38 protein-coding genes and 1 pseudogene are annotated in these 25,297 nt (G+C 53.9%); 24 read left to right on the top strand and 15 right to left on the bottom strand.

Annotated features, from left to right (window positions below; translation table 11 throughout):
• The first annotated feature begins 1 nt into the window (after position 1).
• Genes flhB through JS46_RS08700 form a run of 3 tightly spaced genes read left to right on the top strand, consistent with a single transcriptional unit; the run spans position 2 to position 3,643 of the window.
• Positions 2 to 1,153 (top strand): flagellar biosynthesis protein FlhB, encoded by a 1,152-nt coding sequence (gene flhB / locus JS46_RS08710; protein ID WP_033749723.1) that lies wholly within the window; start codon positions 2 to 4, stop codon positions 1,151 to 1,153.
• On the top strand, positions 1,146 to 3,239 hold the full coding sequence (flhA, locus tag JS46_RS08705) for a flagellar biosynthesis protein FlhA (RefSeq protein WP_033749720.1): 2,094 nt from the start codon (positions 1,146 to 1,148) through the stop codon (positions 3,237 to 3,239). The genes flhB and flhA overlap by 8 nt, the downstream gene beginning before the upstream one ends.
• A complete protein-coding gene (locus JS46_RS08700; protein WP_033749718.1) occupies positions 3,239 to 3,643 on the top strand; it encodes a flagellar protein FlhE in 405 nt (134 codons plus the stop codon). The genes flhA and JS46_RS08700 overlap by 1 nt, the downstream gene beginning before the upstream one ends.
• A gap of 200 nt (positions 3,644 to 3,843) precedes the next feature.
• Here the strand turns inward: JS46_RS08700 and argS are convergent, their stop codons facing one another.
• Together argS and JS46_RS24740 are read right to left on the bottom strand one after the other, a co-directional pair.
• On the bottom strand, positions 3,844 to 5,574 hold the full coding sequence (gene argS / locus JS46_RS08695; protein ID WP_033749716.1) for an arginine--tRNA ligase: 1,731 nt from the start codon (positions 5,572 to 5,574) through the stop codon (positions 3,844 to 3,846).
• A 199-nt stretch (positions 5,575 to 5,773) separates the two neighbouring features.
• Complete coding sequence (locus JS46_RS24740; RefSeq protein ID WP_255351572.1) at positions 5,774 to 5,896, bottom strand: hypothetical protein; 123 nt, start codon at positions 5,894 to 5,896, stop codon at positions 5,774 to 5,776.
• 308 nt (positions 5,897 to 6,204) lie between these two features.
• Here JS46_RS24740 and JS46_RS08690 point away from each other — a divergent pair, with 308 nt between their 5' ends.
• Entirely contained in the window at positions 6,205 to 6,771 is a 567-nt protein-coding gene (locus JS46_RS08690) for a VOC family protein (RefSeq protein ID WP_033749714.1), read from the top strand.
• Here JS46_RS08690 and JS46_RS08685 read toward each other — a convergent pair.
• Positions 6,768 to 7,913, bottom strand: coding sequence for a MalY/PatB family protein (locus JS46_RS08685; RefSeq protein ID WP_033749712.1), 1,146 nt, complete (start codon positions 7,911 to 7,913; stop codon positions 6,768 to 6,770). The genes JS46_RS08690 and JS46_RS08685 overlap by 4 nt on opposite strands.
• Before the next feature lie 85 nt (positions 7,914 to 7,998).
• Here JS46_RS08685 and cutC point away from each other — a divergent pair, with 85 nt between their 5' ends.
• Together cutC and JS46_RS24570 are read left to right on the top strand one after the other, a co-directional pair.
• Complete coding sequence (cutC, locus tag JS46_RS08680; protein ID WP_033749711.1) at positions 7,999 to 8,751, top strand: copper homeostasis protein CutC; 753 nt, start codon at positions 7,999 to 8,001, stop codon at positions 8,749 to 8,751.
• A 203-nt stretch (positions 8,752 to 8,954) separates the two neighbouring features.
• Positions 8,955 to 9,140, top strand: a complete 186-nt coding sequence (locus JS46_RS24570; RefSeq protein WP_072010416.1) for an AlpA family transcriptional regulator — start codon at positions 8,955 to 8,957, stop codon at positions 9,138 to 9,140.
• Between the two features lie 32 nt (positions 9,141 to 9,172).
• On the opposite strand, the gene JS46_RS08675 is transcribed toward JS46_RS24570, so the two are convergent.
• The 11 genes from JS46_RS08675 to JS46_RS08630 all read right to left on the bottom strand — a co-directional run bounded on the left by JS46_RS08675 (position 9,173) and on the right by JS46_RS08630 (position 13,890).
• Complete coding sequence (locus tag JS46_RS08675) at positions 9,173 to 9,442, bottom strand: pyocin activator PrtN family protein (protein ID WP_033749709.1); 270 nt, start codon at positions 9,440 to 9,442, stop codon at positions 9,173 to 9,175.
• Between the two features lie 45 nt (positions 9,443 to 9,487).
• The gene (locus tag JS46_RS08670; RefSeq protein ID WP_033749707.1) at positions 9,488 to 9,832 is read right to left on the bottom strand and encodes a hypothetical protein; all 345 of its coding nucleotides are present in this window, start codon (positions 9,830 to 9,832) and stop codon (positions 9,488 to 9,490) included.
• Positions 9,832 to 10,074 (bottom strand): hypothetical protein, encoded by a 243-nt coding sequence (locus JS46_RS08665; protein ID WP_369799153.1) that lies wholly within the window; start codon positions 10,072 to 10,074, stop codon positions 9,832 to 9,834. The genes JS46_RS08670 and JS46_RS08665 overlap by 1 nt, the downstream gene beginning before the upstream one ends.
• Positions 10,071 to 10,799, bottom strand: coding sequence for a hypothetical protein (locus JS46_RS08660; protein WP_033749705.1), 729 nt, complete (start codon positions 10,797 to 10,799; stop codon positions 10,071 to 10,073). Before JS46_RS08660 ends, JS46_RS08665 begins: the two co-directional genes overlap by 4 nt.
• Positions 10,792 to 11,016 (bottom strand): hypothetical protein, encoded by a 225-nt coding sequence (locus JS46_RS08655; protein WP_033749703.1) that lies wholly within the window; start codon positions 11,014 to 11,016, stop codon positions 10,792 to 10,794. Before JS46_RS08655 ends, JS46_RS08660 begins: the two co-directional genes overlap by 8 nt.
• Positions 11,016 to 11,318: a hypothetical protein gene (locus tag JS46_RS08650; RefSeq protein WP_033749702.1), complete on the bottom strand. Its 303-nt coding sequence runs from the start codon at positions 11,316 to 11,318 to the stop codon at positions 11,016 to 11,018. The genes JS46_RS08655 and JS46_RS08650 overlap by 1 nt, the downstream gene beginning before the upstream one ends.
• The gene (locus JS46_RS08645; protein ID WP_033749701.1) at positions 11,318 to 11,755 is read right to left on the bottom strand and encodes a hypothetical protein; all 438 of its coding nucleotides are present in this window, start codon (positions 11,753 to 11,755) and stop codon (positions 11,318 to 11,320) included. Before JS46_RS08645 ends, JS46_RS08650 begins: the two co-directional genes overlap by 1 nt.
• A 10-nt stretch (positions 11,756 to 11,765) precedes the next feature.
• Positions 11,766 to 11,924 carry a DUF1317 family protein gene (locus tag JS46_RS08640; RefSeq protein WP_033749700.1) on the bottom strand — a complete coding sequence of 53 codons (159 nt, stop codon included), beginning with the start codon at positions 11,922 to 11,924 and terminating at the stop codon, positions 11,766 to 11,768.
• Positions 11,925 to 11,936: 12 nt separating this feature from the next.
• Complete coding sequence (locus tag JS46_RS08635) at positions 11,937 to 12,473, bottom strand: hypothetical protein (RefSeq protein WP_033749699.1); 537 nt, start codon at positions 12,471 to 12,473, stop codon at positions 11,937 to 11,939.
• 409 nt (positions 12,474 to 12,882) lie between these two features.
• Positions 12,883 to 13,020 (bottom strand): hypothetical protein, encoded by a 138-nt coding sequence (locus JS46_RS24435; RefSeq protein ID WP_200879036.1) that lies wholly within the window; start codon positions 13,018 to 13,020, stop codon positions 12,883 to 12,885.
• Positions 13,021 to 13,188: 168 nt separating this feature from the next.
• The gene (locus JS46_RS08630; RefSeq protein WP_033749697.1) at positions 13,189 to 13,890 is read right to left on the bottom strand and encodes a helix-turn-helix transcriptional regulator; all 702 of its coding nucleotides are present in this window, start codon (positions 13,888 to 13,890) and stop codon (positions 13,189 to 13,191) included.
• A 98-nt stretch (positions 13,891 to 13,988) separates the two neighbouring features.
• Between JS46_RS08630 and JS46_RS08625 the strand changes: the two genes are divergently transcribed.
• From JS46_RS08625 to JS46_RS08600, 7 genes and pseudogenes are all read left to right on the top strand, one after another.
• Complete coding sequence (locus tag JS46_RS08625; protein ID WP_033750701.1) at positions 13,989 to 14,243, top strand: helix-turn-helix domain-containing protein; 255 nt, start codon at positions 13,989 to 13,991, stop codon at positions 14,241 to 14,243.
• A gap of 13 nt (positions 14,244 to 14,256) precedes the next feature.
• Entirely contained in the window at positions 14,257 to 14,805 is a 549-nt protein-coding gene (locus JS46_RS08620) for a YmfL family putative regulatory protein (protein ID WP_033749696.1), read from the top strand.
• A gap of 186 nt (positions 14,806 to 14,991) precedes the next feature.
• Positions 14,992 to 15,168 (top strand): annotated as a pseudogene (locus tag JS46_RS23325) (DUF4222 domain-containing protein); the annotation flags it as partial.
• Positions 15,164 to 16,045, top strand: coding sequence for a conserved phage C-terminal domain-containing protein (locus JS46_RS08610; RefSeq protein ID WP_033749695.1), 882 nt, complete (start codon positions 15,164 to 15,166; stop codon positions 16,043 to 16,045). The pseudogene JS46_RS23325 and the gene JS46_RS08610, both read left to right, overlap by 5 nt.
• A 14-nt stretch (positions 16,046 to 16,059) precedes the next feature.
• Complete coding sequence (locus tag JS46_RS08605; protein WP_033749693.1) at positions 16,060 to 16,446, top strand: PerC family transcriptional regulator; 387 nt, start codon at positions 16,060 to 16,062, stop codon at positions 16,444 to 16,446.
• Positions 16,447 to 16,457: 11 nt separating this feature from the next.
• Positions 16,458 to 16,580: a hypothetical protein gene (locus JS46_RS24735; RefSeq protein WP_255351571.1), complete on the top strand. Its 123-nt coding sequence runs from the start codon at positions 16,458 to 16,460 to the stop codon at positions 16,578 to 16,580.
• Complete coding sequence (locus JS46_RS08600) at positions 16,577 to 17,899, top strand: chromosome partitioning protein ParB (RefSeq protein WP_033749692.1); 1,323 nt, start codon at positions 16,577 to 16,579, stop codon at positions 17,897 to 17,899. Before JS46_RS24735 ends, JS46_RS08600 begins: the two co-directional genes overlap by 4 nt.
• A 537-nt stretch (positions 17,900 to 18,436) precedes the next feature.
• On the opposite strand, the gene JS46_RS08595 is transcribed toward JS46_RS08600, so the two are convergent.
• The gene (locus JS46_RS08595) at positions 18,437 to 18,796 is read right to left on the bottom strand and encodes a hypothetical protein (protein WP_033749690.1); all 360 of its coding nucleotides are present in this window, start codon (positions 18,794 to 18,796) and stop codon (positions 18,437 to 18,439) included.
• Between the two features lie 639 nt (positions 18,797 to 19,435).
• On the opposite strand from JS46_RS08595, the gene JS46_RS08590 reads away from it, so the two are divergent.
• From JS46_RS08590 to JS46_RS23315, 11 genes are all read left to right on the top strand, one after another.
• Positions 19,436 to 20,317, top strand: a complete 882-nt coding sequence (locus tag JS46_RS08590) for an ORF6N domain-containing protein (RefSeq protein WP_200879027.1) — start codon at positions 19,436 to 19,438, stop codon at positions 20,315 to 20,317.
• A complete protein-coding gene (locus JS46_RS08585) occupies positions 20,314 to 21,330 on the top strand; it encodes a DUF968 domain-containing protein (RefSeq protein ID WP_033749687.1) in 1,017 nt (338 codons plus the stop codon). Before JS46_RS08590 ends, JS46_RS08585 begins: the two co-directional genes overlap by 4 nt.
• Before the next feature lie 22 nt (positions 21,331 to 21,352).
• Positions 21,353 to 21,754: an antiterminator Q family protein gene (locus JS46_RS08580; RefSeq protein WP_033749685.1), complete on the top strand. Its 402-nt coding sequence runs from the start codon at positions 21,353 to 21,355 to the stop codon at positions 21,752 to 21,754.
• Between the two features lie 607 nt (positions 21,755 to 22,361).
• Complete coding sequence (locus JS46_RS08575) at positions 22,362 to 22,790, top strand: tellurite resistance TerB family protein (RefSeq protein ID WP_033749683.1); 429 nt, start codon at positions 22,362 to 22,364, stop codon at positions 22,788 to 22,790.
• Positions 22,790 to 22,942: a DUF3927 family protein gene (locus tag JS46_RS24135; protein ID WP_033749680.1), complete on the top strand. Its 153-nt coding sequence runs from the start codon at positions 22,790 to 22,792 to the stop codon at positions 22,940 to 22,942. The genes JS46_RS08575 and JS46_RS24135 overlap by 1 nt, the downstream gene beginning before the upstream one ends.
• Positions 22,943 to 23,120: 178 nt before the next feature.
• Positions 23,121 to 23,372 carry a phage holin gene (locus JS46_RS08565; RefSeq protein ID WP_051905599.1) on the top strand — a complete coding sequence of 84 codons (252 nt, stop codon included), beginning with the start codon at positions 23,121 to 23,123 and terminating at the stop codon, positions 23,370 to 23,372.
• A 2-nt stretch (positions 23,373 to 23,374) separates the two neighbouring features.
• A complete protein-coding gene (locus JS46_RS08560) occupies positions 23,375 to 23,878 on the top strand; it encodes a lysozyme (protein ID WP_051905598.1) in 504 nt (167 codons plus the stop codon).
• The gene (locus JS46_RS24730) at positions 23,868 to 24,311 is read left to right on the top strand and encodes a lysis protein (RefSeq protein ID WP_033749678.1); all 444 of its coding nucleotides are present in this window, start codon (positions 23,868 to 23,870) and stop codon (positions 24,309 to 24,311) included. Before JS46_RS08560 ends, JS46_RS24730 begins: the two co-directional genes overlap by 11 nt.
• 2 nt (positions 24,312 to 24,313) lie before the next feature.
• Entirely contained in the window at positions 24,314 to 24,553 is a 240-nt protein-coding gene (locus JS46_RS08550; RefSeq protein ID WP_033749676.1) for a hypothetical protein, read from the top strand.
• A gap of 54 nt (positions 24,554 to 24,607) precedes the next feature.
• On the top strand, positions 24,608 to 24,853 hold the full coding sequence (locus JS46_RS24130) for a hypothetical protein (protein ID WP_152560684.1): 246 nt from the start codon (positions 24,608 to 24,610) through the stop codon (positions 24,851 to 24,853).
• A gap of 142 nt (positions 24,854 to 24,995) precedes the next feature.
• On the top strand, positions 24,996 to 25,297 hold a 302-nt coding region (locus JS46_RS23315), incomplete at its 3' end, for an HNH endonuclease (RefSeq protein WP_033750694.1).

Genomic DNA, 25,297 nt, shown 5'->3' with positions numbered 1-25,297 from the left:
CGTGGCTGAAGAGAGCGACGAGGACAAAACAGAATCGCCCACACCCCACCGACTTGAAAAAGCGCGTGAAGAGGGGCAGATTCCGCGTTCGCGCGAGCTGACGTCGGTGCTGATGCTGCTGGCGGGACTGATGATCCTCTGGCTGGGCGGCACGCTGATGGCGCGCCAGCTGGCGGCGATGGTCGCCTCCGGGCTGCGCTTCGACCACAGCATGGTGAACGACAGCAAACTGATTATCGGCCATATCAGCAGCCTGATCGGCCAGGCGGTGATGGCGCTGCTGCCGCTAATGGGCGGGCTGGTGCTGGTGGCGATCGCCGCGCCGATGCTGCTGGGCGGCATCGTGATCAGCGGCAAATCGATCAAGATGGACTTTAAAAAGCTCAATCCGCTGCCTGGCTTCGCCCGTATGTTCGCCGCGCAGGCCTGGACCGAACTCTTTAAGGGCATCCTGAAGGCGATTCTGGTGGGCAGCGTCGGCGGCTGGTACATCTGGTCGCACTGGCCGGAGATGCTGCGGCTGATCAGCCAGTCGCCTACCAATGCACTGATGCACGGGCTGGGGATGATCGCCGCCTGCTGCGCGCTGGTGATCCTCGGGCTTATCCCGATGGTGGGCTACGACGTTTTCTGGCAGCTCTACAGCTACTACAAAAAGCTGCGCATGTCGCGCCAGGAGATCCGCGACGAATTCAAACAGCAGGAGGGCGACCCGCACGTCAAAGGACGCATTCGCCAGGCGATGCGCGCCGCCGCGCGCCGCCGCATGATGGCCGATGTGCCTAAGGCGGACGTGATCGTGACCAACCCGACGCACTACTCGGTGGCGCTGCAGTACAACGAGAACAAGATGAGCGCGCCGAAAGTGGTGGCGAAAGGCGCGGGCGAGGTGGCGTTAAAGATCCGCGAAATCGCCGCAGAGCATCGCATTCCGCTGCTGGAGGCGCCGCCGCTGGCGCGCGCCCTCTACCGGCACACTGAAATCGGCCAGCAGATCCCCGGCGCGCTTTACGCGGCGGTGGCGGAAGTGCTCGCCTGGGTCTGGCAGCTGCGTCGCTGGAAGCGCGAAGGCGGCCTGATACCGAACAAACCGAAAAACCTGCCGGTCCCGGCAGAGATGGACTTTGCAGGAGAGAAGCGAAACGATGGCTAACCTGGCCGCAAAACTGCGTTTACCGAACAACCTGAAAGATACACAGTGGCAGGTGCTTGCCGGTCCCGTGTTGATCATGATGATCCTGTCGATGATGGTGCTGCCGTTGCCCGCCTTCATCCTCGATCTGCTGTTCACCTTTAACATCGCGCTCTCGATTATGGTGCTACTGGTGGCGATGTTCACCCAGCGCACGCTGGAGTTCGCCGCCTTCCCGACCATTCTGCTCTTCTCGACGCTGCTGCGCCTGGCGCTGAACGTCGCCTCGACGCGTATCATTCTGATGGAAGGTCACACCGGCGCGGGCGCGGCGGGACGGGTGGTCGAGGCGTTCGGCCACTTCCTCGTCGGCGGCAACTTCGCCATTGGCATCGTGGTGTTCGTTATCCTGGTGGTGATCAACTTCATGGTTATCACCAAAGGCGCGGGGCGTATCGCGGAAGTGGGCGCGCGCTTCGTGCTTGACGGCATGCCGGGCAAACAGATGGCGATCGACGCCGACCTGAACGCTGGGCTGATCGGCGAGCAGGAGGCGAAAACGCGCCGTAGCGAAGTGACGCAGGAAGCGGACTTCTACGGCTCGATGGACGGCGCCAGTAAGTTCGTGCGCGGCGACGCCATCGCCGGCATTCTCATTATGGTGATTAACGTGATCGGCGGGCTGCTGGTCGGCGTGGTGCAGCACGGCATGGACATTGGCCACGCCGCCGAGACCTATACGCTGCTGACCATCGGCGACGGCCTGGTGGCGCAGATCCCGGCGCTGGTGATCTCAACCGCGGCGGGCGTAATCGTCACCCGCGTCGGCACCGATCAGGATGTCGGCGAGCAGATGGTGGGGCAGCTGTTCAATAACCCGCGCGTCATGCTGCTCAGCGCCGGGGTGCTCGGCCTGCTTGGCATGGTGCCCGGCATGCCGAACTTCGTGTTTCTGCTGTTTACCGGCGCGCTGCTCGGCCTGGCCTGGTGGATGCGCGGCCGCGAGATGGAGGCGAAGAAGAATCCGGAAGCCGCCAGCAGCGCGGTGATGAAAGCGTCCGACACGCCAGCCAATACCGAAGCCTCCTGGACCGACGTACAGCTGGAGGACACGCTGGGCATGGAGGTCGGCTATCGCCTGATCCCGATGGTGGACAGCACCCAGAACGGCGAGCTGCTGGGCCGTATCCGCAGCATCCGTAAAAAGGTGGCGCAGGATGTCGGCTTTCTGCCGCCGGTGGTGCATATCCGCGACAACATGGAGCTGCCGCCTGCGCGCTACCGCATTCTGATGAAAGGGGTCGAGATCGGCAGCGGCGATGCCTATCCTGGCCGCTGGATGGCGATCAACCCAGGCACGGCGGCGGGCTCGCTGCCGGGCGAGGCGACGGTCGATCCGGCGTTCGGCCTGGCGGCCATCTGGATCGACAGTGCGCTGAAAGAGCAGGCGCAGATTCAGGGCTTTACCGTGGTTGAGGCGAGCACTGTGGTGGCAACGCATCTTAACCATCTGATTGGGCAGTACGCCAGCGAGCTGTTTGGTCGTCAGGAGGCGCAGCAGCTGCTCGATCGCGTCAGCCAGGAGATGCCGAAGCTGACGGAAGATCTGGTGCCAGGCGTTATCACCCTGACGACGCTGCACAAGGTGCTGCAAAACCTGCTGATTGAGCGCGTCTCGATTCGCGATATGCGCACCATTATCGAAACGCTGGCGGAACACGCCCCGGTGCAGAACGATCCGCAGGAGCTGACCAGCGTGGTTCGCGTAGCGCTGGGCCGCGCCATTACCCAGCAGTGGTTCCCGGGCAATGACGAAGTGCAGGTGATCGGCCTCGATACCACGCTGGAGCGTCTGCTGCTGCAGGCGCTGCAGGGCGGCGGCGGGCTGGAGCCGGGTCTGGCCGACCGACTGCTGGAGCAGGCGCAGGCCGCGCTCCAGCGTCAGGAGATGCTGGGCGCGCCGCCGGTGCTGCTGGTCAATCATCCGCTGCGCGCGCTGCTGGCGCGCTTCCTGCGCCGCAATCTGCCGCAGCTGGTGGTGCTCTCCAATATGGAGCTGACCGACAATCGGCATATCCGTATGACCGCCACTATCGGAGGCAAATAATGCGTTATGGGCTGTGGGGTCTGGCGCTGCTGTCGCTGATGGCGCTGCCGCTTTACGCCGCGTCGGGCGCGTGGCACGCCAGCGTCAGCGGCCCGCCGCTGAGCAACCGCGGCGCCTGGGTGAAGTCAAAGCCGCTGCATGCACCGCCGGGCGTTTCCGGCACGGTGAATCTGATTAACTGGCGCTATCAGCTCACCGGCGCGGCACCGTCGGGATTGCAGGTGAAGCTCTGCGGCGCGCAGCGCTGCGCCTCGCTGGAGGGTGGCAGCGGCGCGACGCGCGAGCTGGCCTCGCTGGACGCTAACGAAACGCTTTATATGGTGTTCGGCGTGGCGGGCAGGGGCGCATTGCCGCCGGGTTTGCAGGTGCTGAGCAGCGAAGTGATGGTGAATTACCAGAATTAAAAGCGGGGAAGGGAAAACCTAAAGCGCGCGCAAAAGTTAGCTGTACGGATAGTCTGGACCGAAGAGCAAAGCGTCCCGCGGCAGGGATGCCGCGGGCCGAGCGCGCATGGATGCCTTGAGCGACTTTGCGATCGGACCAGACTATCCGTACCCGCACAAGCCTTAACAAAAAACCCCGCTCTGGCGGGGTTTTTTGTTTGTTACATACGCTCGACGGTTTTGATGCCGAGGGTGTCCAGACCCTGTTTCAGCGTCTTCGCCGTCAGCGCGGCCAGCTGCAGGCGGCTCTGGCGCGTCGCCTCGTCTTCTGCGCTGAGGATCGGGCAGTGCTCGTAGAAGCCAGAGAACAGACCCGCCAGATCGTAAAGATAGGCGCACATCACGTGCGGCGTGCCGTCGCGCGCCACCTGGGTAATGGTCTCTTCGAACTGCAGCAGGCGCGTCGCCAGCTGCGCTTCGCGATCCTCAGTAATCGCCAGCGGCGCGTCGATGCTGTCGACGTCGACGCCCGCTTTACGGAACACAGAGAGCACGCGGGTGTAAGCGTACTGCATATAGGGCGCCGTATTGCCCTCGAACGCCAGCATATTGTCCCAGTCGAAAATGTAATCGGTGGTGCGGCTCTTCGACAGATCGGCATACTTCACCGCGCCGATGCCGACCACTTCCGCCAGCTGCTGCAGCTCCGCTTCGCTCATCTCCGGGTTCTTCTCGCGCACCAGCGCCAGCGCGCGATCGTGCGCCTCTTCCAGCAGATCGGCGAGCTTGATGGTGCCGCCGCTGCGGGTTTTAAACGGACGGCCGTCTTTGCCCAGCATCATGCCGAAGGCGTGATGCTCCAGCGGAACGGATTCCGGCACGTAGCCCGCTTTGCGCACGATAGTCCACGCCTGCTGCAGATGCTGATGCTGGCGCGAATCGATGTAGTAGAGCACGCGATCGGCCTTCAGCGTCTCATAACGATATTTGGCGCAGGCGATATCGGTGGTCGTATAGAGGTAGCCGCCATCTTTCTTCTGAATGATGACCCCCATCGGTTCGCCTTCTTTATTTTTGAACTCGTCGAGGAATACCACGGTCGCGCCTTCGCTGGTCACCGCCAGCCCTTTGGCGCGCAGATCGTCGACGATGCCCGGCAGCATGTCGTTATAGAGGCTTTCGCCCATCACATCTTTGCGCGTCAGGGTCACGTTAAGGCGGTCGTAAATCAGCTGGTTCTGGCCCATAGTGATATCGACCAGCTTCTTCCACATGGTGCGGCAATATTCGTCGCCGCCCTGCAGCTTGACCACATAGGCGCGCGCGCGCTCGGCGAAGGCTTCGTCTTCGTCGTAGGTGCGTTTCGCTTCGCGATAGAAGGCTTCGAGGTCGGCGAGCGCGATCTCTTCATGATGCTCGTTCTGCTGCTTTTCAAGATAGGCGATCAGCATGCCGAACTGCGTGCCCCAGTCGCCCACATGGTTGGCGCGGATCACGTTATGACCCAGAAACGACAGGGTGCGCACGGCGGCATCGCCGATAATGGTGGAGCGGACGTGGCCGACATGCATCTCTTTCGCCACGTTCGGCGCGGAGTAGTCGACAACGATGGTTTGCGGCTCAACGGCGGCGACGCCCAGACGCGGCTGCGTCAGCGCCTGCTTCACCTGCGCGGCCAGCCAGTCGCGATCGAGAAAAATATTGATGAAGCCTGGCCCGGCGATCTCTACCTTGCTGGCGATACCTTGCAGGTCAAGATGCGTCATCACGCTTTCAGCCAGCTGACGCGGCGCCTGACCCAGCTTTTTCGCGACGGCCATAATGCCGTTCGCCTGATAATCCCCAAACTGAACCTTGGCGGACTGGCGAACCTGGGGTTCACAGTCGGCCGGCGCACCGGCTAAAATCATCGCCTGACTGACTTTTTCGGAAAGAAGAGCCTGAATATTCACCGCATTACCTTCATGTGCTAAAAGGCTCGTCTGCCGCGCAGAGAGCCGTTGTCCTCACTCTGCCGACGCGCCCTGAGGCCACGCAGAATGGAAAAAAGAAGAGGGGAAGTATACGTGAAATGTCACGTTGCGTCAGCAGCCGCCGCGCAAGAGAACGTGCGGGGAAACGGCGTCAGGCCGGTTTCCCGAAACAGAGAGATTAGCGACGGCGAAGAGGGCGACGAGGATTTTTGACGCTTTTGTCTTCACGCACCTTCCAGTGGCGGGAAATTGCAAATCCCATCAGTGCGATCAGGACTGCGACAACAATGAGCATGAACATAGAGCCATTCCTTGTAGTTGTGTTAGGTCAAATTTATAAGAAAGGCGGTTTGGCTGCAATTGTTTGGCTGGCAAATAAGAGTTATCTTATTGTATAAATGAATATCATATTTTTCATGATCTTAACTAACTTTCATCCAGCAACTGCTGGACCTGAAGAGGGGATAAATCCGAATTAAAAGGGTAATTTACGTGGTTTTACGGCAAAATTACGGCCAAATCGGATGATTCCTAACATTTTATCGCGCCTGAAGCAGTGCTGGCGGGACTTTCCATTTATTAAAAAGCTTAAACTAACTGAGACGTTTTATGACCTCCTCCCCGATATTTCCCTCTGAATTACAGGACTTAGAGCGCGATCTGACGCGCTTCAGCGCGTCGCTGCAACAATTCGCCGATCGCCTCGGATTAAACTTAGCGGCGCTTGAGGCCGACCATATTGCGGTGCGCTGTCATCAGAACAGCACGGCGGAGCGCTGGAAGCAGGGACTATTGAAGATCGGGACGCAATTTTCCGAAGCGATCATCAACGGGCGTCCCATCTGCCTGTTTAAGCTGCATCAGCCTCTGCAACTGAACGGCTGGGCGCTGGACGTTATCGAACTTCCCTGGCCAGGAGAGAAGCGCTATCGCCATGAGGGCTTTGAGCATGTAGAAATCGTGCTGCGCGGCGATCATCAGACGCTGGGCATGCGCGCCATGGCGCTGCTCAGCGACGACGCGCTGGCGCAGCCGGGCATTTCGTTCAAAACCAGCTCGCCGCAGGGCGAAAACGAGCGGCTGCCCAATCCGACGCTGGCAGTGACCGACGGGCAGACCACGATAAAATTTCATCCGTGGCGACTGGAGGAGATCGTCGCCAGCGAGGCGAGCTAAGCGCGCGCGGCGACGGCAGCGCGCAGCCGGTCGAGCGCCTCTTCCAGCGTGGCGTGGGTGCAGCCGAAATTAAAGCGCACAAAGCGATCGTCGCCGAAATCGCGTCCGGGCGAAAAGCCTAATCCCTGATTTTCAAAATAGAGCGCCGGGCTGGCGACATCCAGCCCGCTGCAGTCTATCCAGCCGAGGTAGGTCGCTTCCGGACTGGCCATCGACAGGCCCGGCAGCGCGTTAACGGCGGCATGCAGACGATCGCGGCTGACGCGCAGATAGGCGAGCAGCGCCTCCAGCCACGCGTCGCCGCCGCGCCAGGCCGCTTCGGCGGCGACCAGCGCCAGAATATCGACCTCGGGCACGATACCGTAGCGCGCTTGCTTAAAGCGCGCCCGCAGTTCCGCGTTGGGAATAATCGCCAGCGACGCGCCGAGTCCGGCGATGTTGAAGGTTTTGGACGGCGAAATCAGGGTGACGCTGCGCTGGGCGGCATCTTCGCTCAGGCTGGCAAAGGGAATATGCCGGACGCCAGGCTCAAGCAGCAGATCGCAGTGGATCTCGTCGGAACAGACGATCAAATTGTGCTGGCGGGCAAAGGCCAGCTGCGCTTCCAGCTCGTCGCGGCGATAGACGGTGCCGCCGGGATTTTGCGGGTTGCAGAGCATCAACAGCTTCTCTTTGCCGTTAAGCAGGGCGGCGGCCTCGCTGAAGTCGACGACCCAGCGTCCCGACTGGCACCTCAACGGCAGGGTGATCTGCTCGCGCGCCGCCAGCTTCGCCGCGCCGCGAAAAGGGGGATAGATGGGTGAAGGAGAGATTGAGCGCTCGTCGGGCGCGGTAAGCGCGCGCACCGTCAGATTGAGTCCGCTCACCACGCCAGGCAGCACCACAATCCACTCCGGCTCTACTTTCCACTGGTAGCGCTGTTCGAAGCGCGCGATGGCGGCGTCGATCAATCCTGTCGGGCGGTCGCCGTAACCAAAAACGCCATGTTCGGCGCGGGTTTTTATCGCGTCGATAACGCAATCAGGCGAGCGAAAATCGGTGTCCGCGACCCACAGAGGAAGGACGTCGCGGTCACTATATTTGTTCCATTTGAGGCTATCGGTGTGACGACGGTCTATCCGTTGGTCAAAATTGAATGCCATGCGCTGGTTTCCACGTAAACTCATTGGGTAGTCAGACTAACTTATCGCCCTGTGTCGAGCCAGACGTCATGTAAAGGAGAAACAGATGACCACACTGGAAATTTGCTGCTACGGCGTGGATTGCGCCATGACCGCGCAGCAGGCCGGCGCCGACCGCGTTGAGCTGTGCGCCGGACCGCGTGAAGGCGGCCTGACCCCGTCGTCCGGCTCGCTGGAAGCAGCACGCCGTGAAATATCGATTCCGGTTCATCCTATCGTCCGACCACGCGGCGGCGACTTCTGCTACACCGCGCGCGAATTCGAGATTATGAAGTCCGACGTGGCGAAAATTCGCGAAATGGGTTTTCCCGGCCTGGTGATCGGCATGCTGGATGAAGAGGCGCATATCGACCGTTCGCGTATGCGGCAGATTATGGCGCTGTGCGACGGCATGCAGGTGACCTTTCATCGCGCCTTCGATCTTTGCCACAGCCCCAATCGCGCGCTGGATGAGTTAACCGCGCTGGGCGTGGCGCGCATCCTGACGTCCGGCCAGCAACAGAGCGCGGAAAACGGAATTGCATTATTAAGGGAACTTAATGAACAGAGCGAAGGTCCAATCATTATGGCTGGTGCTGGCGTACGCCTGAGCAACCTGCAAAAGTTCCTGGACAGCGGACTTAGCGAGGTTCACAGCTCCGCCAGCCGCCTCGTGACTTCACCGATGCGTTATCGTAAAGCCGGTGTCTCCATGTGTTCCGAAGCCGAAATGGACGAGTTCAGCCGTTACTGCGTGGATAGCGATGTGGTGGAAGCCATGAAAAGCGTGATGCAGCTTAATACCGTCAGGGTAGCCTGAATCACCACAGATTTTGCCGCGCAGCACGCCTTATGACGTGATGTTTGCAAGTACCAAACCCCAGTTATCTTGCTGGGGTTCTTTTTATCTAAAACATACACTTATGCTGAAAAGGGGGCCTCAAGGGTACCCGGAGCATGAGAAAATAACCCTTTAATGTGCGGCAATCAACAACAATATGAGATAAGCAGAGGTGGCACTTCATGGCTGACATCGAGTTGATTTCGGAAAAGGAAGTGATGGAAAAGCTGAGAGTGTCATCAAGAATGACAATCCGGAATTACACGGTTAGGTGGGGGTTTCCAAAGCCTGTCAGAAGCAGACCTAAGCTCTACTTACTGGCTGATGTTGATAGATGGATTTTAAATGGAGGCGTAAATCAGAGGTAATCTTCATCTGTTCACGCCTTGATTTCGTCTGGCTAACCGAGTCTTACATCATGCCGTAGAGACTGATGTATGGCTTTGCTTTCTTCTCGTTGCCTATCGATGAACTCAGCAAGGTCAGAAATATGCACCATCCGAGGGGCTTTCTGACTTTCAGCTGTACGGAAGGTGGGGATAGGCAATTTATTTTCTGAGGCCTTTCTTTCAGCCGTAGCAGCTTTCATCCCAAAAAACTTTTCGCATACCTGGCTTAATGGAACTGTTGCGGTTTCATATTCGGCCATCAATAAAAACATTGTGTTCATTATTTTCTCCACTCCTGCCGCAACAGGTTAAGCAGCCGTGACACGTCACGGCGTGATGTTTAATTTTGTCTCAAGCCAGCCTCTGGTGGCCCAGCACTGCGAATCACCCTGGCACGGGCACGCGCTTACCGGCAGACGGTCGCCACACTTCGCGCACTGTCGCTTCGCCAGCGCTTCCAGCTGCTGCGCCAGCTCAGCCGCGTCCTTGCGGATAAGCATCGTGATGTACTCGTTCAGCTCATACGGCTCGCGGCCGGGGCGCCGGGCGGCGCAGTTCTGCGCCAGCATCTCGACTTCCTGACTATCCAGCGTCAGTTCCAGCTTTTTGCCGCCGGCAGCGGCCTGGCGGGCGCGCTGTGCGGATTTGCGTTCGGCGGGAGATTTAGGCATCAGTCGTCGTCCTCATCCCAATCTTCATCTTCCTCTTCGTCATTACCAACGAAGGATAACAGCGGATTGGTAGCAGCAAGCATCTGGCTGGCAGCGCCACGGCGCTGAAGTCGGCGCAACGCTTCAGACAGCTCAAACGCCTCTATGCGTTCCGGCCCCAAATCAAGCGAAGCAGCATAGCTGTACGCCTGACCTACAAGCTTGTTCAAGCTTTCACTGATTTCCTCTTTGGTCGCCATCATTCCCCCTCCACGCGCTTAAACTCGATCACCCAGACCCACGGGTTAGCCTGCCAGCTTTCCTCTCCGTAGATAGAGCGCCACAGCTTGCTATAAGCGCTGATGGGGTAACGCTCCCACTCATGCCATGGCCAGCCAAAATCATCAGTACCGGGGTAGCCATCAAGGTCAGGAATGCCGTACTTATAGACTCGCCCGTCTTTGCTTATTTCTGCCAAACCTTCAGCGATAGCGTCATGCTCATTGATACTCTGCAACCGCTCCACACGCACGCCGATAATCTCCAGCGTTATGCGGGACGCCCAGCGTGGCATGTGGATGGATGGGCTCCATTTAAGCGCTTCAGGGTCTTTTGGTTCGCAATCCCAGCCTGCAGGATGGCTCTGTTCATAGCGTGGCGTCGCGCGATAATCAATCCACTTTTCGCCATCATCGTTAACCGGGCAAAACGTCTCACGCACCCACAGGCGATCGCCAACAACACCGAACGGGCATTTAGCCAGAAACTGTTCGTTGGTGAAGTCCTGCCATACACCGCTGCGATCACGCATGGAATAGACGTAGTCCCTATACCATTTATCGCCTGGCGCGCGGTGAGAGATAACCTCATGGCCGCGAGCCTGCATATTTTTGGCCGCTGATTGGATAATCCTGCGCGTCTGCGTCTTGCTGCCGTTCAGTACGGCGCGCACCATGTCCGCATTGAAAATCATTCCGCGCTCACGCATGACGCACCGCCTTTTCTTCCATCGACCAGGCATTGGCGAGCGCCTGAGTTACTTGGTAGAAATCGTGCTTGACGATAAATTCAGAGGTTTCACCACTGTCGTTCAGTGTTTCTACCTTAGTGAAATTGCCGCCGTGCTCTGCGTCAGGGCTGAATTGGGTGACAGTATTGGTGTCGATAATCACCGAGCCATCGAGAGTGAACATTTTCAGCTTCATCACTCACCATCCTCATCTTCCCAGGCCACATAACCAAGCCAAAGGATGTCGCTGATAGCGTCCCAAAATTCTTTGGTCACACCTAAACCGGATGCGCCCCCCTCAATAAACCCAAGCTTGCGCCAGTCACTTAATATTTCGCGTTCAGCTGAGTTAATACGGTTAGGGTCGATGACTTGACCGTTCATTAAGCAATGCTGCACATAAGGCATAAGGCGAATTTCAGCTTGGGTAATTTCTTTCCCGAGCAACTCTGACGCCACGGCTTTGATCTTTTCTGTTAACTGACCACGCTTAGCCATCACTCACCATCCTTGCCGGCGCTGGTGCGCAGCATATCCATCTCAAGCTGCGAGATGAGGTTAATAACGTGTGATACGCCTGGCTGCTGGTGGTTGGTCATGGTCTGCACGTATTTCCGCGTCTGCACGACGGCTTCAGCCTGGAGAGCCTTAATCCACTCGTTAGCAGCTGGCATCACCATGGCGGCGTTCAGGTTGGCAACGAGGCTCATATGATCGCCGGTGGCATTCAGCGCGGCGATGGCGTCCGGCATGATGCTGTTAATGCGCAGCACTTCACCTGCCATCACACTGGCGCGCGCGTTCGCGACGTCGAGACGTGTAGCGAGCTCGCTTACCATCTTGGCCATATCCATCAGGCCGGTATCGGCTGAGAGGTTCTTGGCGAAAGAATGGCCAGCGGCAACAATTTCTTTATTCGATTTTGCGTTGAGCATGTTGGGCGCCTCAGTGAATGGTGATGTTGCGGTTCATTTCCTCAGCCATGCGCTGTGCTTTAATCGGGTTCTTTACCAGCTCGCCATCCGGGGCGATCCAGCCGCGTAAAATGCTGGAGTAGGGGAAGATGATGATTCCGACTCTGATGTCGTCATTTGGCTTTTGCATGATTCGCTCCACTCAGCTCAAACGCTGAGGCATGAGAACAATCTTCGCTTTTTCGCCGTAGGTGCTGATCTCAATAAGAGAGCCAGACGTATTGCCATTGGGCTTAATGCAGATTGATTCGAATTTCGGGTTATAAAGCTTGGCGACTTTCTCAACGTCGGCGAGGTATCTGGCGTTAAAGCCGATTTCAGTAACGGCAACGTTTTCTTTTGGAATGACGCGGTCAACATCCGGATATTTCCCGTCGACAACCTCACACAGCCCCAGATTTACGCGCTGTTCCAGACTGTCGAAATAGGTAACTACACCGTTATCAGTGTCGATTTCAGCTCTGGCAAAACGGGTGAACTTTGGACCTTTGAGACGGACGATAATGTTTTGCTCAACTGATTCGGTTTGATGCTCGCCAACAAACAGGCGATGTCCGTCAGTGGCATAAAGTTTTTTGTTTGGGGCAAAGCACATTCCGATCAGGTAGTAGCGAGGATCGGTTTTGGCCTGAAAAAGCAGCGCTGAAAGCATCGCCGGTCTGCTGAGTGTTAAAACCATTTTTTAAATTCTCCACACGATTTTTGATTGCATGAATCCCTTGCCAGTGACGGCAATAAAAAACTGAGGGATTCGCTTAAAGGGCTGGTGGGTTACTGCAATAACCCACAGCCTGATTTCTCCACACCGAAACATCGAAGGGTATTGTGGTGCCGGGTGCCTCCCGGTGCTCTGGCCAAGCTGGCGAACTCCAGAGCGGTGACCTTTAAACTCTGAGCATCGCACGATAATCACGATGCCAGCTCTCCGCGTGCGCTAGCCGCATTCACCACAATGAGGAGGGCATTCACTCCACGTCTCTAAGCGTTCGAAAACACCCGCTTTGCAAATGCCCTTTTCATTGTGAAAAAAAGAGCGGTTAAATCAGATTGCGAACTAAAGAAACCGCCAAACAACACACCGTCATCCATCAAAAAACCGGCTTTGCTGCCGGGATATCGACACAGCACTCCAACAACACGATCCCCACATCCCCATCGCAAACCAGCTCGGCATCCGGGAACAGGTAAAGAAAAGTGATCAGGTCCCAAAACTTGGTGTTGCTCATGTTCTTGACCATTCTCATCTCAAAATCCGTAAGTAACCGCTGATGAGGAAAACAATAATGCGTATATGCATATAACGCAAGTATTAAATTGCGTTATATGCAAGGGGTAAATGTTAAAGACGCAAAAAAGCCCGGCAGAACCGGGCTTATCAGGTTTGTTAAGAAGGGTTAGCCGTGTCGTTTGAAGGATTGCGACTGGCTGATCATGACCTTGCCGAAAATATAAAAGCGGTGCTCATTCGATTCATCAATGAACCAGTCACGATATCGGGTATTGTCAGAAATGACGACGATTTTATCGGGAACCATCTGTAAGCGCTTTATGTGAATCTTTCCATCAAAACCAAACACATAAATCCCATCACCATCAAACTGGTTCACTGAAACATCCACGAAAACCAGATCTCCTGGCTCGATAGTGCCCGACATACTGTCACCGCGGACATTAACCATCTTGACCGCAGTCGCAGGTTTACCGCCGAAGAAGTTCTTGGCGTGCTCTGTGTTGTACTCAATAGAGCGAATGACATCAATTATGTCACTACCAACAAAGGCTCCTGGGCCAGCACTTACATTTACATCAAGCAAATCCACACGATACACATCCCCCCCTTGTATAACCTTAACCTTAACCTTATCCTTACTGTTATTATATACAGTATTTTTTGGATCGGAGGGAATAAATAATTCACCGAGGCTCACATTTAGCGCATTAGCTATTTTATTAAGCGATTGCTCGGTAAAGGATTTTTGCTTTCCTGTCTCAAGGCGTGAAATGTTCGCCTGGTCAACGCCTACGGCATCAGCCAGATCGTTCATTGTAAGCCCGCGCGCAAGCCGCAGTTCTCTGATTCGATTTCCTATGTTCATGTGCCTATTTAATGGCTGGTTTGCATGAAACGCAAATTAACTTGCGCAATCCGCTAGCATGAAATAATATGCGGATTACGCAACTAAGGGGGTTAAAAATGTCTTCACCGTTACGAAACTTGCGTAAATCGCAAGGCAGAACACTAAGTGAAGTAGCCGGCGCCATCCATCTGGATGTAGGCAACCTGAGCCGTATTGAGCGCGGTCTGCAGGTGGCATCACTGGATGTAGCAGAGCGCCTGGCTTTGTTCTTTAAAGGCGAGATCAGCGAGCTGGAAATTCTTTATCCCCAGCGCTACCTGACCAGCACCGAGACTTTAACAGCTACGCCATCCGTAGCGAAACCACAGTAGAGAGGGCTTAGCCGTGGGTAAACCTGAGTGGCAAATAGAAAAGCAACCAGCCTGGCTTGTTGCTGCGATCCGTAAAACCATCACCAGTATGCCTGGCGGTTATGCGGAAGCAGCTGAATGGCTGGGCATCACAGAGAACGCGCTCTTTAACCGCCTGCGTCTTGAGGGCGACCAGATATTCCCTATGGGCTGGGCGATGGTTCTTCAACAGGCCAGCGGCACGAAATACATCGCTGACGCGGTTTCGCGGCAGTCGAACAGCGTAAATGTCCCGATGGTCGAGATCGAGGATGTTGATAACGCCGACATCAACGAACGCCTGATGGAGTCGGTTGAGTGGATTGGCAAGCATTCAGCCTATCTGCGTAAAGCCACTGAGGACGGCGTGATTGATGCGGCTGAAAGGGAGCAGATTGAGGAGAACAGCTATCAGGTAATGGCTAAGTGGCAGGAGCATCTTACGTTGCTGTATCGCGTTTTTTGCCCGCCAGATAAGGCGAACGCCCCAGGTTGCAGCCCGGAGCGTTCAGTTGCGACCAAATCACTTGGTGTGGAGAAATAATCGCATGGTCAATTTAAACAGATTCCATCCTGTTCCGCAATTTAGGTGCCTGCCGTCGGCTGGTGGCCGTTTCAATCAGGAGCCGCTGCGGTATGTGCTTAATGTACCCGGATGCAGCGAAGAGGTGAACCACAGCTTTGTAGAGTGGGCTGTGGGTGAGTCACACCGTCAACTGGGGTTAACCAAATGCGCGAGCTCAACCGAAGGTTTAAAGACAAGCGCGGCGTTATCGTCCGTGTCGTTCGCTGGGAACCTGAAACAAACCGCGTTATCTACCTGCGCGACAACTATGAACATGGTGAGTGCTTCAGCCCACTTGACCAGTTTCAGCGCAATTTCAGGGAAGTAGGGGCAGAGCATGAGTCTACTTCTGAAAGTAAAACCGCTAGTCATCAGCCCAGTGCTGGCATGCCGTATCGGGCTGAATGAAGCCATCGTGCTTCAGCAAATCTGTTACTGGCTGGAAGATACCACCTCTGGCATCGAATATGACGGCAAACGCTGGGTTTATAACAGCATTAATGCCTGGAATGAGCAGTTTCCATGGTGGACCGCGAAGACGATACAAAGAACGGTTTCATCATTGAAAAAGATGGGGCTGATTTATGTTGAGCAGCTTAAAAAAAGGCAGCACGACCAGACTAATTATTACGCAATTAACTACTCAAGCCCTTTGCTGGCCGATAGGGACAATTTGTCCCTATCGAGAGAGACAAATTGTCCTGATCGAAAAGGTCAATTTGTCCCTATGGATAAGGACAAGTTGTCCCAATCCATCGGGTCAATTTGTCCCACTCTTACAGAGAATACAACAGAGATTACTACAGAGAGTACAACAGAGAATTCTTGTCAGGTTGCTGCGCAACCCGACCGCGATGTTGAACTGACTGATCACGCTAAGAAGGTTCTTGTTCACCTTAACCAAACTACCGGAGCCAAATTTCAGGTTTGCAAATCATCCCTGGAGAATATCCGTGCGCGGCTGGCAGAAGGTTATGAGCTCGGTGAGCTGTTACTGGTGGTCGATTATAAAAACGCACACTGGCAGAACACTGAGCAGGCCCAGTATCTGCGCCCAGCAACTCTGTTCATTCCCAAAAACTTCCCTGGCTATCTCCAGTCCGCGACGAAATGGGATAAATCAGGGCGCCCACCATGCGTGAACGGCAAATGGCAGCGCGATGTGATGCAAATGCCCAGCGCTAATTACGAAATCCCCGATGGCTTCCGTGGCGCTTAACAGGAGACGCGACGATGAATACTGAACAAATGATTCTGGCGTACCTGAAAGAGCATCCGGGCCTGACAGCTTCCGAACTGGCGAATGGGATGAAGGCGAACGTGCGAACTGTACGCGAAGCAGGGAAAACTCTGCTAGCAATGGGCGAAGTCTACATGGACATAAAGTTCCGCTACTACCTGGTTGAAGAAGCAACAGCTGTAGACGCTGAATACGCGCGCCTGAGCAAACTGGCTATGTCCCTTCAGGCTCGCAACTGCTGGAGCCGAGCGGCAACGGTATGGCTGAACGCGATGGACGCCACGGCTAAGCCTCGCTTTCGTGATCAGGCTGTAGCGCGCCGGCGGATGTGCATGCAGAAAGCAAAGGCATTAAGGCCGAAGCCGAGCGCCGACGCATAGGGTGGCATCTGATGAAAGCCCGTGTGCTGCGCCATTACGAGCGCAACGTGATTTTTTACCAAAGCATTCGCACTGCGGCCCTGATGATCGCCGCGCTGATCGTTACCCTGTCCTGGGAGCTGGCAAACAAATGACTAACTTAGCAAGAATTTACGACAACAAAGCAAAGACCGAAACCAACATCACTACCCGCAAAACTTACCTGCTGGGCGTTGATGAGCTGTATGTCGAAAGTGGTTACAACATCCGTGAAATTGACCAGACGCACGTCGAAGAATTCCGCGATGCCTTCATCGCTGGCGAGCATGTGCCTCCGCTCGCTGTGCAGGTCACTGAGCAGGGCATTAAGATCATCGACGGTCATCATCGTTACCACGGCGCTCTGCTGGCGAAAGAAGCTGGCTATGACATCCGCCTGGAGTGCAAAGATTTCGTAGGGTCCGAGGCCGATCGCATCGCCTTCATGGTCACGAGCAGCCAGGGGCGCGCGCTGGAACCGCTGGAGCGCGCAGCAGCCTATCAGCGCATGAGCAATCAGGGTATGGAACCGGCAGAGATAGCGAAGAAGGTGAAGCGCTCTATTGCTGACGTGGAGCATCACCTGCAGCTGCTTACCTCCGGTGATGAGCTGATCGCCATGGTGAAAAACAGAGAGGTCGCGGCGACTACTGCAGTGGCGCTGGTGCGTGAGCATGGGGTGAAGGCTGGGAGTGTAGCCAGAACGCAGCTGGATAAGGCGAAGGCGACCGGTAAGAAGAAGCTGACCAAAGCAGATGCAATGCCGCAGTTCAGCGCTGCCCGCGCCCGTCGCCTAGTGGAACTGCTATGTGACGCTCAAAAAGGCGAAGCGGAAGAGGGTAAAGGCGCGCTGCTTATCGACCTGAGCCACATTGAAGAAGTTATGGCCATCATCACCGAATATCGCTCAGGCATTCCCGCTGGTTCGTCGCCGTCTGCCGTAAACGCTGATAGTCAGTATGACGAAAACATGCCGCTAACCCGCGCTGGCATCCTTGAGCAAAGCGGCATTGAAGTCTGGGCCTGCGCAGCTGCGATGTTTGGCGACAAAGACATTTACCCGTTTCAGGAGTCGCGTTACGCCCACACCTGGGCGGCGGACTCGTTCGAAAATCCATCGGTAGTGGTGGTGCCGGCGGAGATTCTTGCCAAAGCACAGCGCCTGAAGCAGAAAAAGCTGGAAAACGCGGAGCTGAAAGTTTGGGTGGCCGCTAAGTATCCCGATCTGGACGATGCAGGGTTAATGGAGAAGTTCAATCGCTTCAGTTCAGTAGCTATAGAGACCCGTCTAAAGACGGAAATGACCATGGCAGAGTTTATCGCCCTGGTGGAACGTGCCGATAAATCAACCTGGGAAAACATCCGCATGCTCCGCGCCGCTGTCGCTGAACTGGCGGGACAGATGACGATCCCAGATATGGGAGAAACGGGGTAAAGTTAATTCTGCCGTTTCTGATAATGTACAATTAGTGATATTTTTTTTCAGTCTGCATTTAAGAAATTAGCGCCTTCGGGCGCTTTCAGGTTAAAATAAAGAAAATCAAAATTTGGGTTTCTTAGTAGGGGGGGAATGATGTACTGGTTTTAATGTTTTCTTGCCTTTGTTTAATGAAATCGTAGAGTCGAAATATACATATGGAAAACGTGTTTCATCATTTATGTAATGTTTCGATTCATCTTGGCAGAAGGTACAGTGCTCTAGAGATGAAAATTTCCTAGCCGCTAATGAAAATGCCTGATTCGGCGTGTAAAAACTACCAATAAAGGTGCGGAAATCTGAAGTGGGCAAATGTTTGCAATCTTCGCAATGTAAAAGGAGGTTATTTGACCTGTCCTTGCCAACGTAGTATTTCAAGGGTTTTAACATATAATCACCTGATTGCTGTGTGAGTCTTTGAGAATTTCAAAGATAAATTAAGTGCATTAAAGTTATTGTGATTGCAGAAGCAGATATTTTAAAATCGTTTTAGATTTATAATTTTATGTATTTAATGATATTCAAGTCAGAGCATCTTACTTCAGCCTCATATTCACTTTGACCTTGAGAGCGAATCAGAGTGAAAGGGACGATGACCCTTGTGCCTTGTTTGCCAATCGTTTCATTATGGAAGAGGATGGAATCAAGAGTAATAAATTCCTCTCCAAACAAGCTTGTGTCATGCCTGCCCAATAAGTCTCTTTCGACATTAGATACTGCATTGCTTGTATTTATAGTTGCACATGAACTAATTTCATTAATTGCGCTTTGCTTTTTCGAGTAAGCGTTAATACCCCCTAAAAGAAAAAAAACACCCAGCACTACTAAAGCTCCAACCTTTAAGTCCTGACTCATATTAAAGTTCCCTCTGTTAATATGTGGCTATTTTCAAGCATAACTCAAGATTAGACAAATATTTTTTTTACAGAACATATGCTCTAAGCTAAAGTGATAAAATTAAAAAAATAGCGATAAGCTGGATTTGACGATTTTTACATTTCCATTTTTAGATACATGTGAAATAAACTAACAGCCAATAAATCAAAAAAATTGAACTTGGCGTGCAATGTTCTTCAGTGTGATTGCTCAATCCTTTAAATTTCCGTTAGTTAAAGCCTTAATTAGTTAATGTTTCATTTTTTTAGTTTACCAAGAATGGTACTAGTTGAGTTAAAATACACACGTTGCATAATATTATGTATTCAAAAATTCAGCACTTTTTGGTAAGTGGCTCGGTCAGGTAACCCTTGTTTTGAAGAATGAGCGTCTTGATTGAAGAATGAGCGTCTTGATTAAGGTATAGCCTTGTTGCCTTAGGACGTTGGCTTCGCATATAAAAATCGGTGAATACACTTAAGTCGTGAAATTTATTTTTGAACCATTATGATGGTTATGCAGATAAGCGTTTGCAGACGCTGCCGGCAAAGGTTGGTCCCGTTCATTTGCAGATGAGGGGGCGGGACCGGATAAAACAAATGGTGTGGAGAGTAAAATATGCCTAATCAGGTACTGGGCGCAGCTGCGTCTGGCGTAAACCCCGTAGTTATCTCTTCGAACGCTTCAGTTAGCGTTCCCGTTCTCATGTATCGCGATCAGCGTGTGATCACCACTGAGCTATTAGCCAGAGGCTATGGCACTGACGAAGCCAACATCCGTAAAAACCTTTCACGCAACGTTGGTCGTTTTGTTGAAGGGATTCATATCTTCACTGTGGATGGCGACGAGCTCCGCGATTTGCGAGTGACTAATAGTCACGCACAAATTTCATCCAAAACCAGAAGCCTGACGCTATGGACAGAGAAGGGCGCCGCGCGCATGTCCAAAATCGTCGATACGGATGAAGCATGGGCATTCTTTGAAGGGCTAGAGGACAGTTATTTTCGTCTCAGAGAAGTCGGCGGGCTTTTGCTGCCGGACATGAACGATCCGATTAAGCTGGCGCGCGCGTGGGCTGATGCAATGGAGGCGAAACAACAGGCCGAAGTGCTCACGCATCGACAGGCCCAGTATATCGACCACCTTGAGAACCTTTTCAGTGATGGGCTTTCGCCGGTTCAGTTCTGCAAACGACTGAACGGTGTGAACGTCAGCAGGGTAAGCGCATACCTGCAGGAGTCCAACTGGCTCTATGACGACAACCCTAACGGGAACTATGCTCACTGGCGCGTACGCTCTCAGGCGCGCGATAAATACCTCACAGAGAAGAGCAGCCAGATTAATCCGTCATCGGCGGCCAGCTTCACCAGCTACCAGCCCGTTCTGCTGCGTGAGGGCGCAGTGTGGCTTTATCGCCGCTATCTGAAAGGGCAGCTGCCAATGAAGCAGTCCTGGAATGGTGAATTTACTCATGACAAAGAACTGGCGGGCAACGCATGAGGGCGCTTCTCACACCGGAAGTGGCGCCGCGAACCGGGATAGTCCTGTTCAAGCCTGGCTCAGAACTGATGAGCTTGTTTCGTGGCCGCGTACTCATCAGCACGCCGACTAGTGATATGGCTGACCTGCCTTCAGGGAAAATCAACGATGGCAATCAACCCTTACTGGATGATCCGCTGCTGAATTCCTTCTTCCGCCATGAGCGTGTTATTGCCGCAGCTGGTGGCTTTCCCGATCTTACTGTCTGGGTGGCCATGATTAACGCATGCCAGTGCGATGACGGCGACGGCTTCCACTTCCACGAAATGACTACGCTTGAAACAGAAGATGGCGTGCTGTCGCTCTGCTACCACCATGACAACAAGCTGCGCAATAACGGCGTATCTGGTGAGATGGAAGAGGTTGCCGCGGCGAACGTCGCAGCGTGGATCATTCACAGTGCGTGTCTCGATATGGGCCTGCATGCTAACCATACGCTGACCTTGCCCGAACTGTGCTGGTGGGCATCCATCAAAGACGTAATCGACCTTGTCCCCGAAGCGCCGGCGCGCCGCGTTCTGAAGATGAAGGCAGAGCAGGTGGCTACCGGCACGCTGAAGGAATCACTGATTACGCCAGAGCGTCCGGGCCGGGAAGTTTTGCAGGAGGCCGGGGAAGTCGTGAAGAAGGTTATCAGCCTGGCGGCAGACCCGGAGTCGCCTGAATCATTTATGCTTCGTCCAAAGCGTAGGCGCTGGGAAAGCGAGAAGTATACGCGCTGGGTAAAAGCGCAAAAGTGCGCCTGCTGCGGTAAGCAGGCAGACGATCCGCACCACATCATTGGGCACGGTCAGGGAGGAATTGGGACGAAGGCGCATGGCCTATTTGTGATACCGCTTTGCAGAGCGCATCACGATGAGCTGCACCGGAACATGAGGGAGTTTGAAAGCAAATATGGCAGCCAGATTGAGCTGCTGTTCAGGTTTCTCGATCACGCAATTGCAGTGGGCGTCATCGGGGCAGATAAAAAATAAAAGGTGTGGAGAGAGATTTAATATGCGTGACATTCAACTGGTATTAGAGCGTTGGGGTGGCTGGGCCGCAAATGAAGGCACTCAGGTTAGCTGGAATCCAACCAGCCCAATGTTTATTACGCTGCTGCCTAAAAGCACCAGCAGCCGTCTTTCATGCTGCGATAACGACGGCATGATCATTGATACCGCAGTCGGCATGCTCAAGAAGGTAGGGCGGCTGGATGAACTGGATTTAATCATGGCGCATTATCGCTATGACGTGTCTAAGTCCACTATTGCTCGCTGGCTTAAATGTTCCGAAGGTAAAGTCAGGCAAAAGCTGATGATCGCAGAAACGTTTATTGACGCTTGCATACTGATGACCGATTGCCGTCTTGAAATCGATGAAGCCACGAAGAAAACTATTTTCAAAGAAATCGCTTAATCTGCTTTTCGTTACGAATTTCTCTATGTAATCTGTTAAGAGTGGTAACAACGCATAGCTTCTTAAATTAGAAACCTCGCCAAACGGCGGGGTTTTTTCATTTCCACACAATACCAAAGGCACTGAGCGCAGACGCTTAATCGCATCTGTCCAGGACTGCAAACCTGTAGCGCCTTTCATATTGTGGAGAGCGAAAACTCAAAACTTATCGGTTTTGAGATTGCTTGAGAGAAAGAGTTTTCCCTGTTGCCGACGGGCAAGGCTGTTACCGCGATTTGCGTCAGGGAGCCAAAAAAAATCCCGCGTACTGAAGGGGAAGCACAGCACGCGGGGGAAATATTCAAGTTTCACTCAGTCAACTTTCAAGGATTGACACGGGAAATGTAGTAGCTATGGCTTTTGACTTTGTGCAAAAGGTGCTAACTCATTAAATTGACAAACAAATGTACAAAGGCTCGCTTCGGCGGGCCTTTTTCATTTCCGCGCCACGCTCGGCGCATTACACCACAGAGCCTTTCAGGGGTGAGCCAGAGTGATGGTCAGTGTGACTATCTCTGTGGGCTGACTACTCCTGAGCGCTGGCTCACCCGCTAAAAGGAAAGTCACTATGTTCGGTTTCGGTAAAAAAGCCCGTAAAGCAGTCAGCGATATCAAAAAGTTTGAAAAGCGTGATTTAGCTCAGGCCGTTGTTAACGCTGCGTACCTGGTGGCGTATGCAGATGGCGAATGTGAAGCCTCAGAAAAAGCGAAGATTGAGCAAGTGTTGCGTAACCAGCCTGCACTGGCGGCCTTCACCTCTGAAATTAATTCCATCAGCGCCACGATCGTCGGCCAACTGGACACCAATTTTAAAATTGGTCGTCGTGCTGCGCTTCGTGAAATCGAAGATGTTAAGCACGACACCCGTGAAGCTGAAGATGTGCTTGATGTTGCCGTAGCCATTGCTGAAGCAGACGGCGAAGTGGAGCCTGAAGAACGCAAGGTGCTGGAAGAGATCGCCAACGTTCTGGGCCTGCGTCTGGAAAACCATCTGTAATGGCCCGGCTGCGCTGGCTGGCGATAGCTGTACTGCTGTTTCTGGTTGTCGCCATCGACTTTACCAGCCGGATGATGTCTGTCCTGGCTGATGGCTCAATCATCTGTGTTGTGATTGCTCTCCTGTGGCCGCTGGTTAAAGCCCAAAAGTAGCTTTGTGCAAAAGGCATCTAAGGGTGCCTTTGACAGAAAGCACCAAATTTACCGGATGAACCGGACCTCTTTTGGCGTCCTCCCAAAACTTTCGAGATTTCCCCGTTTGCTGTGTGGGGAGGTTCGCCATTTTTTCTTCTGACTACAGACAGCACCGACCGTAATCACGGAGGTGACCATGAGTATCAACCAAATGAGCAAACTAGCATCAGGAGCGGCATACGGTGCGGCCGGGTCAGCTGTGGCCAATAGCGTGCTAACTCGCCTCAGCCCGGATGAATGGAGTGCGGTAGGCGTTATTGCCGGTATTGTTCTGGCTCTGATGACGTTTGCTATCAACGCATATTTTAAGCGCAAAGTTTCTCTCGCTCAGATAAGGGCGCTGGAGCAGCGCGGCTATATCCCGTCCGATAAGCTGGGAGAGGAATAATTATGGCTATGTCAGCCAGCCTGCGTAACAAACTGATTGCCGCAGCGGGCGGCGGCTCAATGCTTATCGCCTCGCTCTTCATCGGTGGTAAAGACGGCGTAGAGGGACGCGTATACGAGCCTTACAAAGATGTGGCTGGTGTCTGGACGGTCTGTGATGGACATACAGGCAACGACATTATTAAAGGTAAGAAGTATACCGACCGCGAATGTGATCGCTTGCTGTGGAATGACTTGAAGCCGGTAAAGCAAACGGTTGATGGTCTGGTTAAGGTTCCGCTGAATGAATATCAACGCGCTTCGCTCTACAGCTTCACCTACAACGTAGGCTCCGGCGCTTTCTCTAAATCGACACTTCTTAAAAAGCTGAATGCGGGCGATCAGGAAGGAGCATGCGAAGAGCTGCGTCGCTGGGTCTATGCCGGAGGCATGAAATTCAGGGGGCTGATGAACCGGCGCGACATGGAACGCTCAATGTGCCTGGCGGATGGTCCCTATGACCTTTAGCTGGCGAACATTAATTATCGGCCTGCTGCTGGTGGCGCTCATTGTGGTCTGCCGGGTAGCAATTCTTTACCACGGGAAATACGTTACTGCTGACAGCCTGGCTACCGAGCGCCAGCAGACGATTGACGATATGCAGGTCCGCCAGCGCGATGTTGCCGCGCTCGACGCCAAATACATAAAGGAATTAGCCAATGCTCAGGCAACTATCGACCAGCTTGAGCGTGACGTTGCTTCTGGCAAGCGCCGGTTGCAGCTCAACGCTACCTGCACGAAGCAATCCGCCTCCGGCGCCGCCGGCATGGATGATGCAACCAGCCCCGGACTTACTGACACCGCTGAACGGGATTATTTCATCCTCAGAAGTCGAATCGAACTCGCCGGAAAGCAAATAGCCGGTCTTCAGCAGTACATCAGAGAGCAATGTTTGAGGTAAGCATGGCATTACTGTTCGGCAGAGTTAAAAAGAGCGAGTGGGAGCACACTGGCCTGTTCGCCAATATCGTACCGGTTTACATCAGGGATATCGAATCAGGGGAGCCTGAAGTATGCGCGGCTAATGGCGTGCCTGAATGGTTCTTTGATCTCGTTAACTGGATGGTGTGCAACCTTCCGATGCCCTATGACGGCTTCATGTTCTCGCACGTGAAGCCTATTGAATCCTCCGACAAGGGATAACGGTTAGCCACGCTGTGAAGCGTCGCGAACCCGACACTATAGAGAGAAAAAGCTATGAGCTATTTATCTGATACAGGATTACGTCGCCGCGCGGAAAGTCGCCGCCGCCGTGATGAAGAGCACCGTCGCCGCATGACTGGCAGCACTGGCGCAGGCAGCGACCTGATGAACCCGCTTAACCCCATCAGCCCGATTTACGTTGGCAATGACTACAGCAGCTCAAACAGCTCTGATTCATGCAGTGGCGGCTACGAATCTGGCAGCTCGTCAGATAGCGGTGGTAATTGCGGTAGCGATTAATACAGGCCGCCTACGGGCGGTTTTATTTTGTTCTGAAAACTGAGCTTGCTGAGTTCAATTTTCAGCATAAAGACACTGAATCATCGGCTGGTGGTCTCACCATTGCCGAGGGATAAACACACCCAGCCAGCAGGAAACTCTGATGTCAGAGCCACGTATCTATAACAGCCGCTGGGACAAAGCCAGGCTCTCATTTCTGAAATCACATCCTCTCTGCGTTATGTGCCATCGGCAGGGCAGAGCGGTAGCCGCAACTGTCGTTGACCACATCAAACCACACAGGCTGAAAGAAGCCATCAATGGCGGCAAACAGGATGAGATAGCAAAGGCTCAAAAGCTCTTTTGGGATAAAGCAAACTGGCAACCCCTCTGTAAGCAGCACCACGACTCCACTAAGCAGCGCGAAGAAAAGCGCGGTCACGTGATTGGGTGCGATGAGAACGG

The sequence above is a fragment of the Pantoea sp. NGS-ED-1003 genome (assembly GCF_000738765.1).
GTDB lineage: Bacteria > Pseudomonadota > Gammaproteobacteria > Enterobacterales > Enterobacteriaceae > Pantoea > Pantoea septica.
The sequence above is the reverse complement of the archived record's forward strand: the minus strand, read 5'-3'. Positions and strand labels throughout refer to the sequence as shown.

Coding starts and splice junctions, on each gene's coding strand:
- flhA (WP_033749720.1), top strand. CDS start 1,146: ATGGCTAACCTGGCCGCAAAACTGCGTTTACCGAACAACCTGAAAGAT.
- JS46_RS08700 (WP_033749718.1), top strand. CDS start 3,239: ATGCGTTATGGGCTGTGGGGTCTGGCGCTGCTGTCGCTGATGGCGCTG.
- JS46_RS24740 (WP_255351572.1), bottom strand. CDS start 5,896: ATGTTCATGCTCATTGTTGTCGCAGTCCTGATCGCACTGATGGGATTT.
- JS46_RS08690 (WP_033749714.1), top strand. CDS start 6,205: ATGACCTCCTCCCCGATATTTCCCTCTGAATTACAGGACTTAGAGCGC.
- JS46_RS08685 (WP_033749712.1), bottom strand. CDS start 7,913: ATGGCATTCAATTTTGACCAACGGATAGACCGTCGTCACACCGATAGC.
- cutC (WP_033749711.1), top strand. CDS start 7,999: ATGACCACACTGGAAATTTGCTGCTACGGCGTGGATTGCGCCATGACC.
- JS46_RS24570 (WP_072010416.1), top strand. CDS start 8,955: ATGGCTGACATCGAGTTGATTTCGGAAAAGGAAGTGATGGAAAAGCTG.
- JS46_RS08675 (WP_033749709.1), bottom strand. CDS start 9,442: ATGAACACAATGTTTTTATTGATGGCCGAATATGAAACCGCAACAGTT.
- JS46_RS08670 (WP_033749707.1), bottom strand. CDS start 9,832: ATGCCTAAATCTCCCGCCGAACGCAAATCCGCACAGCGCGCCCGCCAG.
- JS46_RS08665 (WP_369799153.1), bottom strand. CDS start 10,074: ATGATGGCGACCAAAGAGGAAATCAGTGAAAGCTTGAACAAGCTTGTA.
- JS46_RS08660 (WP_033749705.1), bottom strand. CDS start 10,799: ATGCGTGAGCGCGGAATGATTTTCAATGCGGACATGGTGCGCGCCGTA.
- JS46_RS08655 (WP_033749703.1), bottom strand. CDS start 11,016: ATGAAGCTGAAAATGTTCACTCTCGATGGCTCGGTGATTATCGACACC.
- JS46_RS08650 (WP_033749702.1), bottom strand. CDS start 11,318: ATGGCTAAGCGTGGTCAGTTAACAGAAAAGATCAAAGCCGTGGCGTCA.
- JS46_RS08645 (WP_033749701.1), bottom strand. CDS start 11,755: ATGCTCAACGCAAAATCGAATAAAGAAATTGTTGCCGCTGGCCATTCT.
- JS46_RS08640 (WP_033749700.1), bottom strand. CDS start 11,924: ATGCAAAAGCCAAATGACGACATCAGAGTCGGAATCATCATCTTCCCC.
- JS46_RS08635 (WP_033749699.1), bottom strand. CDS start 12,473: ATGGTTTTAACACTCAGCAGACCGGCGATGCTTTCAGCGCTGCTTTTT.
- JS46_RS24435 (WP_200879036.1), bottom strand. CDS start 13,020: ATGAGCAACACCAAGTTTTGGGACCTGATCACTTTTCTTTACCTGTTC.
- JS46_RS08630 (WP_033749697.1), bottom strand. CDS start 13,890: ATGAACATAGGAAATCGAATCAGAGAACTGCGGCTTGCGCGCGGGCTT.
- JS46_RS08625 (WP_033750701.1), top strand. CDS start 13,989: ATGTCTTCACCGTTACGAAACTTGCGTAAATCGCAAGGCAGAACACTA.
- JS46_RS08610 (WP_033749695.1), top strand. CDS start 15,164: ATGAGTCTACTTCTGAAAGTAAAACCGCTAGTCATCAGCCCAGTGCTG.
- JS46_RS08605 (WP_033749693.1), top strand. CDS start 16,060: ATGAATACTGAACAAATGATTCTGGCGTACCTGAAAGAGCATCCGGGC.
- JS46_RS24735 (WP_255351571.1), top strand. CDS start 16,458: ATGAAAGCCCGTGTGCTGCGCCATTACGAGCGCAACGTGATTTTTTAC.
- JS46_RS08600 (WP_033749692.1), top strand. CDS start 16,577: ATGACTAACTTAGCAAGAATTTACGACAACAAAGCAAAGACCGAAACC.
- JS46_RS08595 (WP_033749690.1), bottom strand. CDS start 18,796: ATGAGTCAGGACTTAAAGGTTGGAGCTTTAGTAGTGCTGGGTGTTTTT.
- JS46_RS08590 (WP_200879027.1), top strand. CDS start 19,436: ATGCCTAATCAGGTACTGGGCGCAGCTGCGTCTGGCGTAAACCCCGTA.
- JS46_RS08585 (WP_033749687.1), top strand. CDS start 20,314: ATGAGGGCGCTTCTCACACCGGAAGTGGCGCCGCGAACCGGGATAGTC.
- JS46_RS08580 (WP_033749685.1), top strand. CDS start 21,353: ATGCGTGACATTCAACTGGTATTAGAGCGTTGGGGTGGCTGGGCCGCA.
- JS46_RS08575 (WP_033749683.1), top strand. CDS start 22,362: ATGTTCGGTTTCGGTAAAAAAGCCCGTAAAGCAGTCAGCGATATCAAA.
- JS46_RS24135 (WP_033749680.1), top strand. CDS start 22,790: ATGGCCCGGCTGCGCTGGCTGGCGATAGCTGTACTGCTGTTTCTGGTT.
- JS46_RS08565 (WP_051905599.1), top strand. CDS start 23,121: ATGAGTATCAACCAAATGAGCAAACTAGCATCAGGAGCGGCATACGGT.
- JS46_RS08560 (WP_051905598.1), top strand. CDS start 23,375: ATGGCTATGTCAGCCAGCCTGCGTAACAAACTGATTGCCGCAGCGGGC.
- JS46_RS24730 (WP_033749678.1), top strand. CDS start 23,868: ATGACCTTTAGCTGGCGAACATTAATTATCGGCCTGCTGCTGGTGGCG.
- JS46_RS08550 (WP_033749676.1), top strand. CDS start 24,314: ATGGCATTACTGTTCGGCAGAGTTAAAAAGAGCGAGTGGGAGCACACT.
- JS46_RS24130 (WP_152560684.1), top strand. CDS start 24,608: ATGAGCTATTTATCTGATACAGGATTACGTCGCCGCGCGGAAAGTCGC.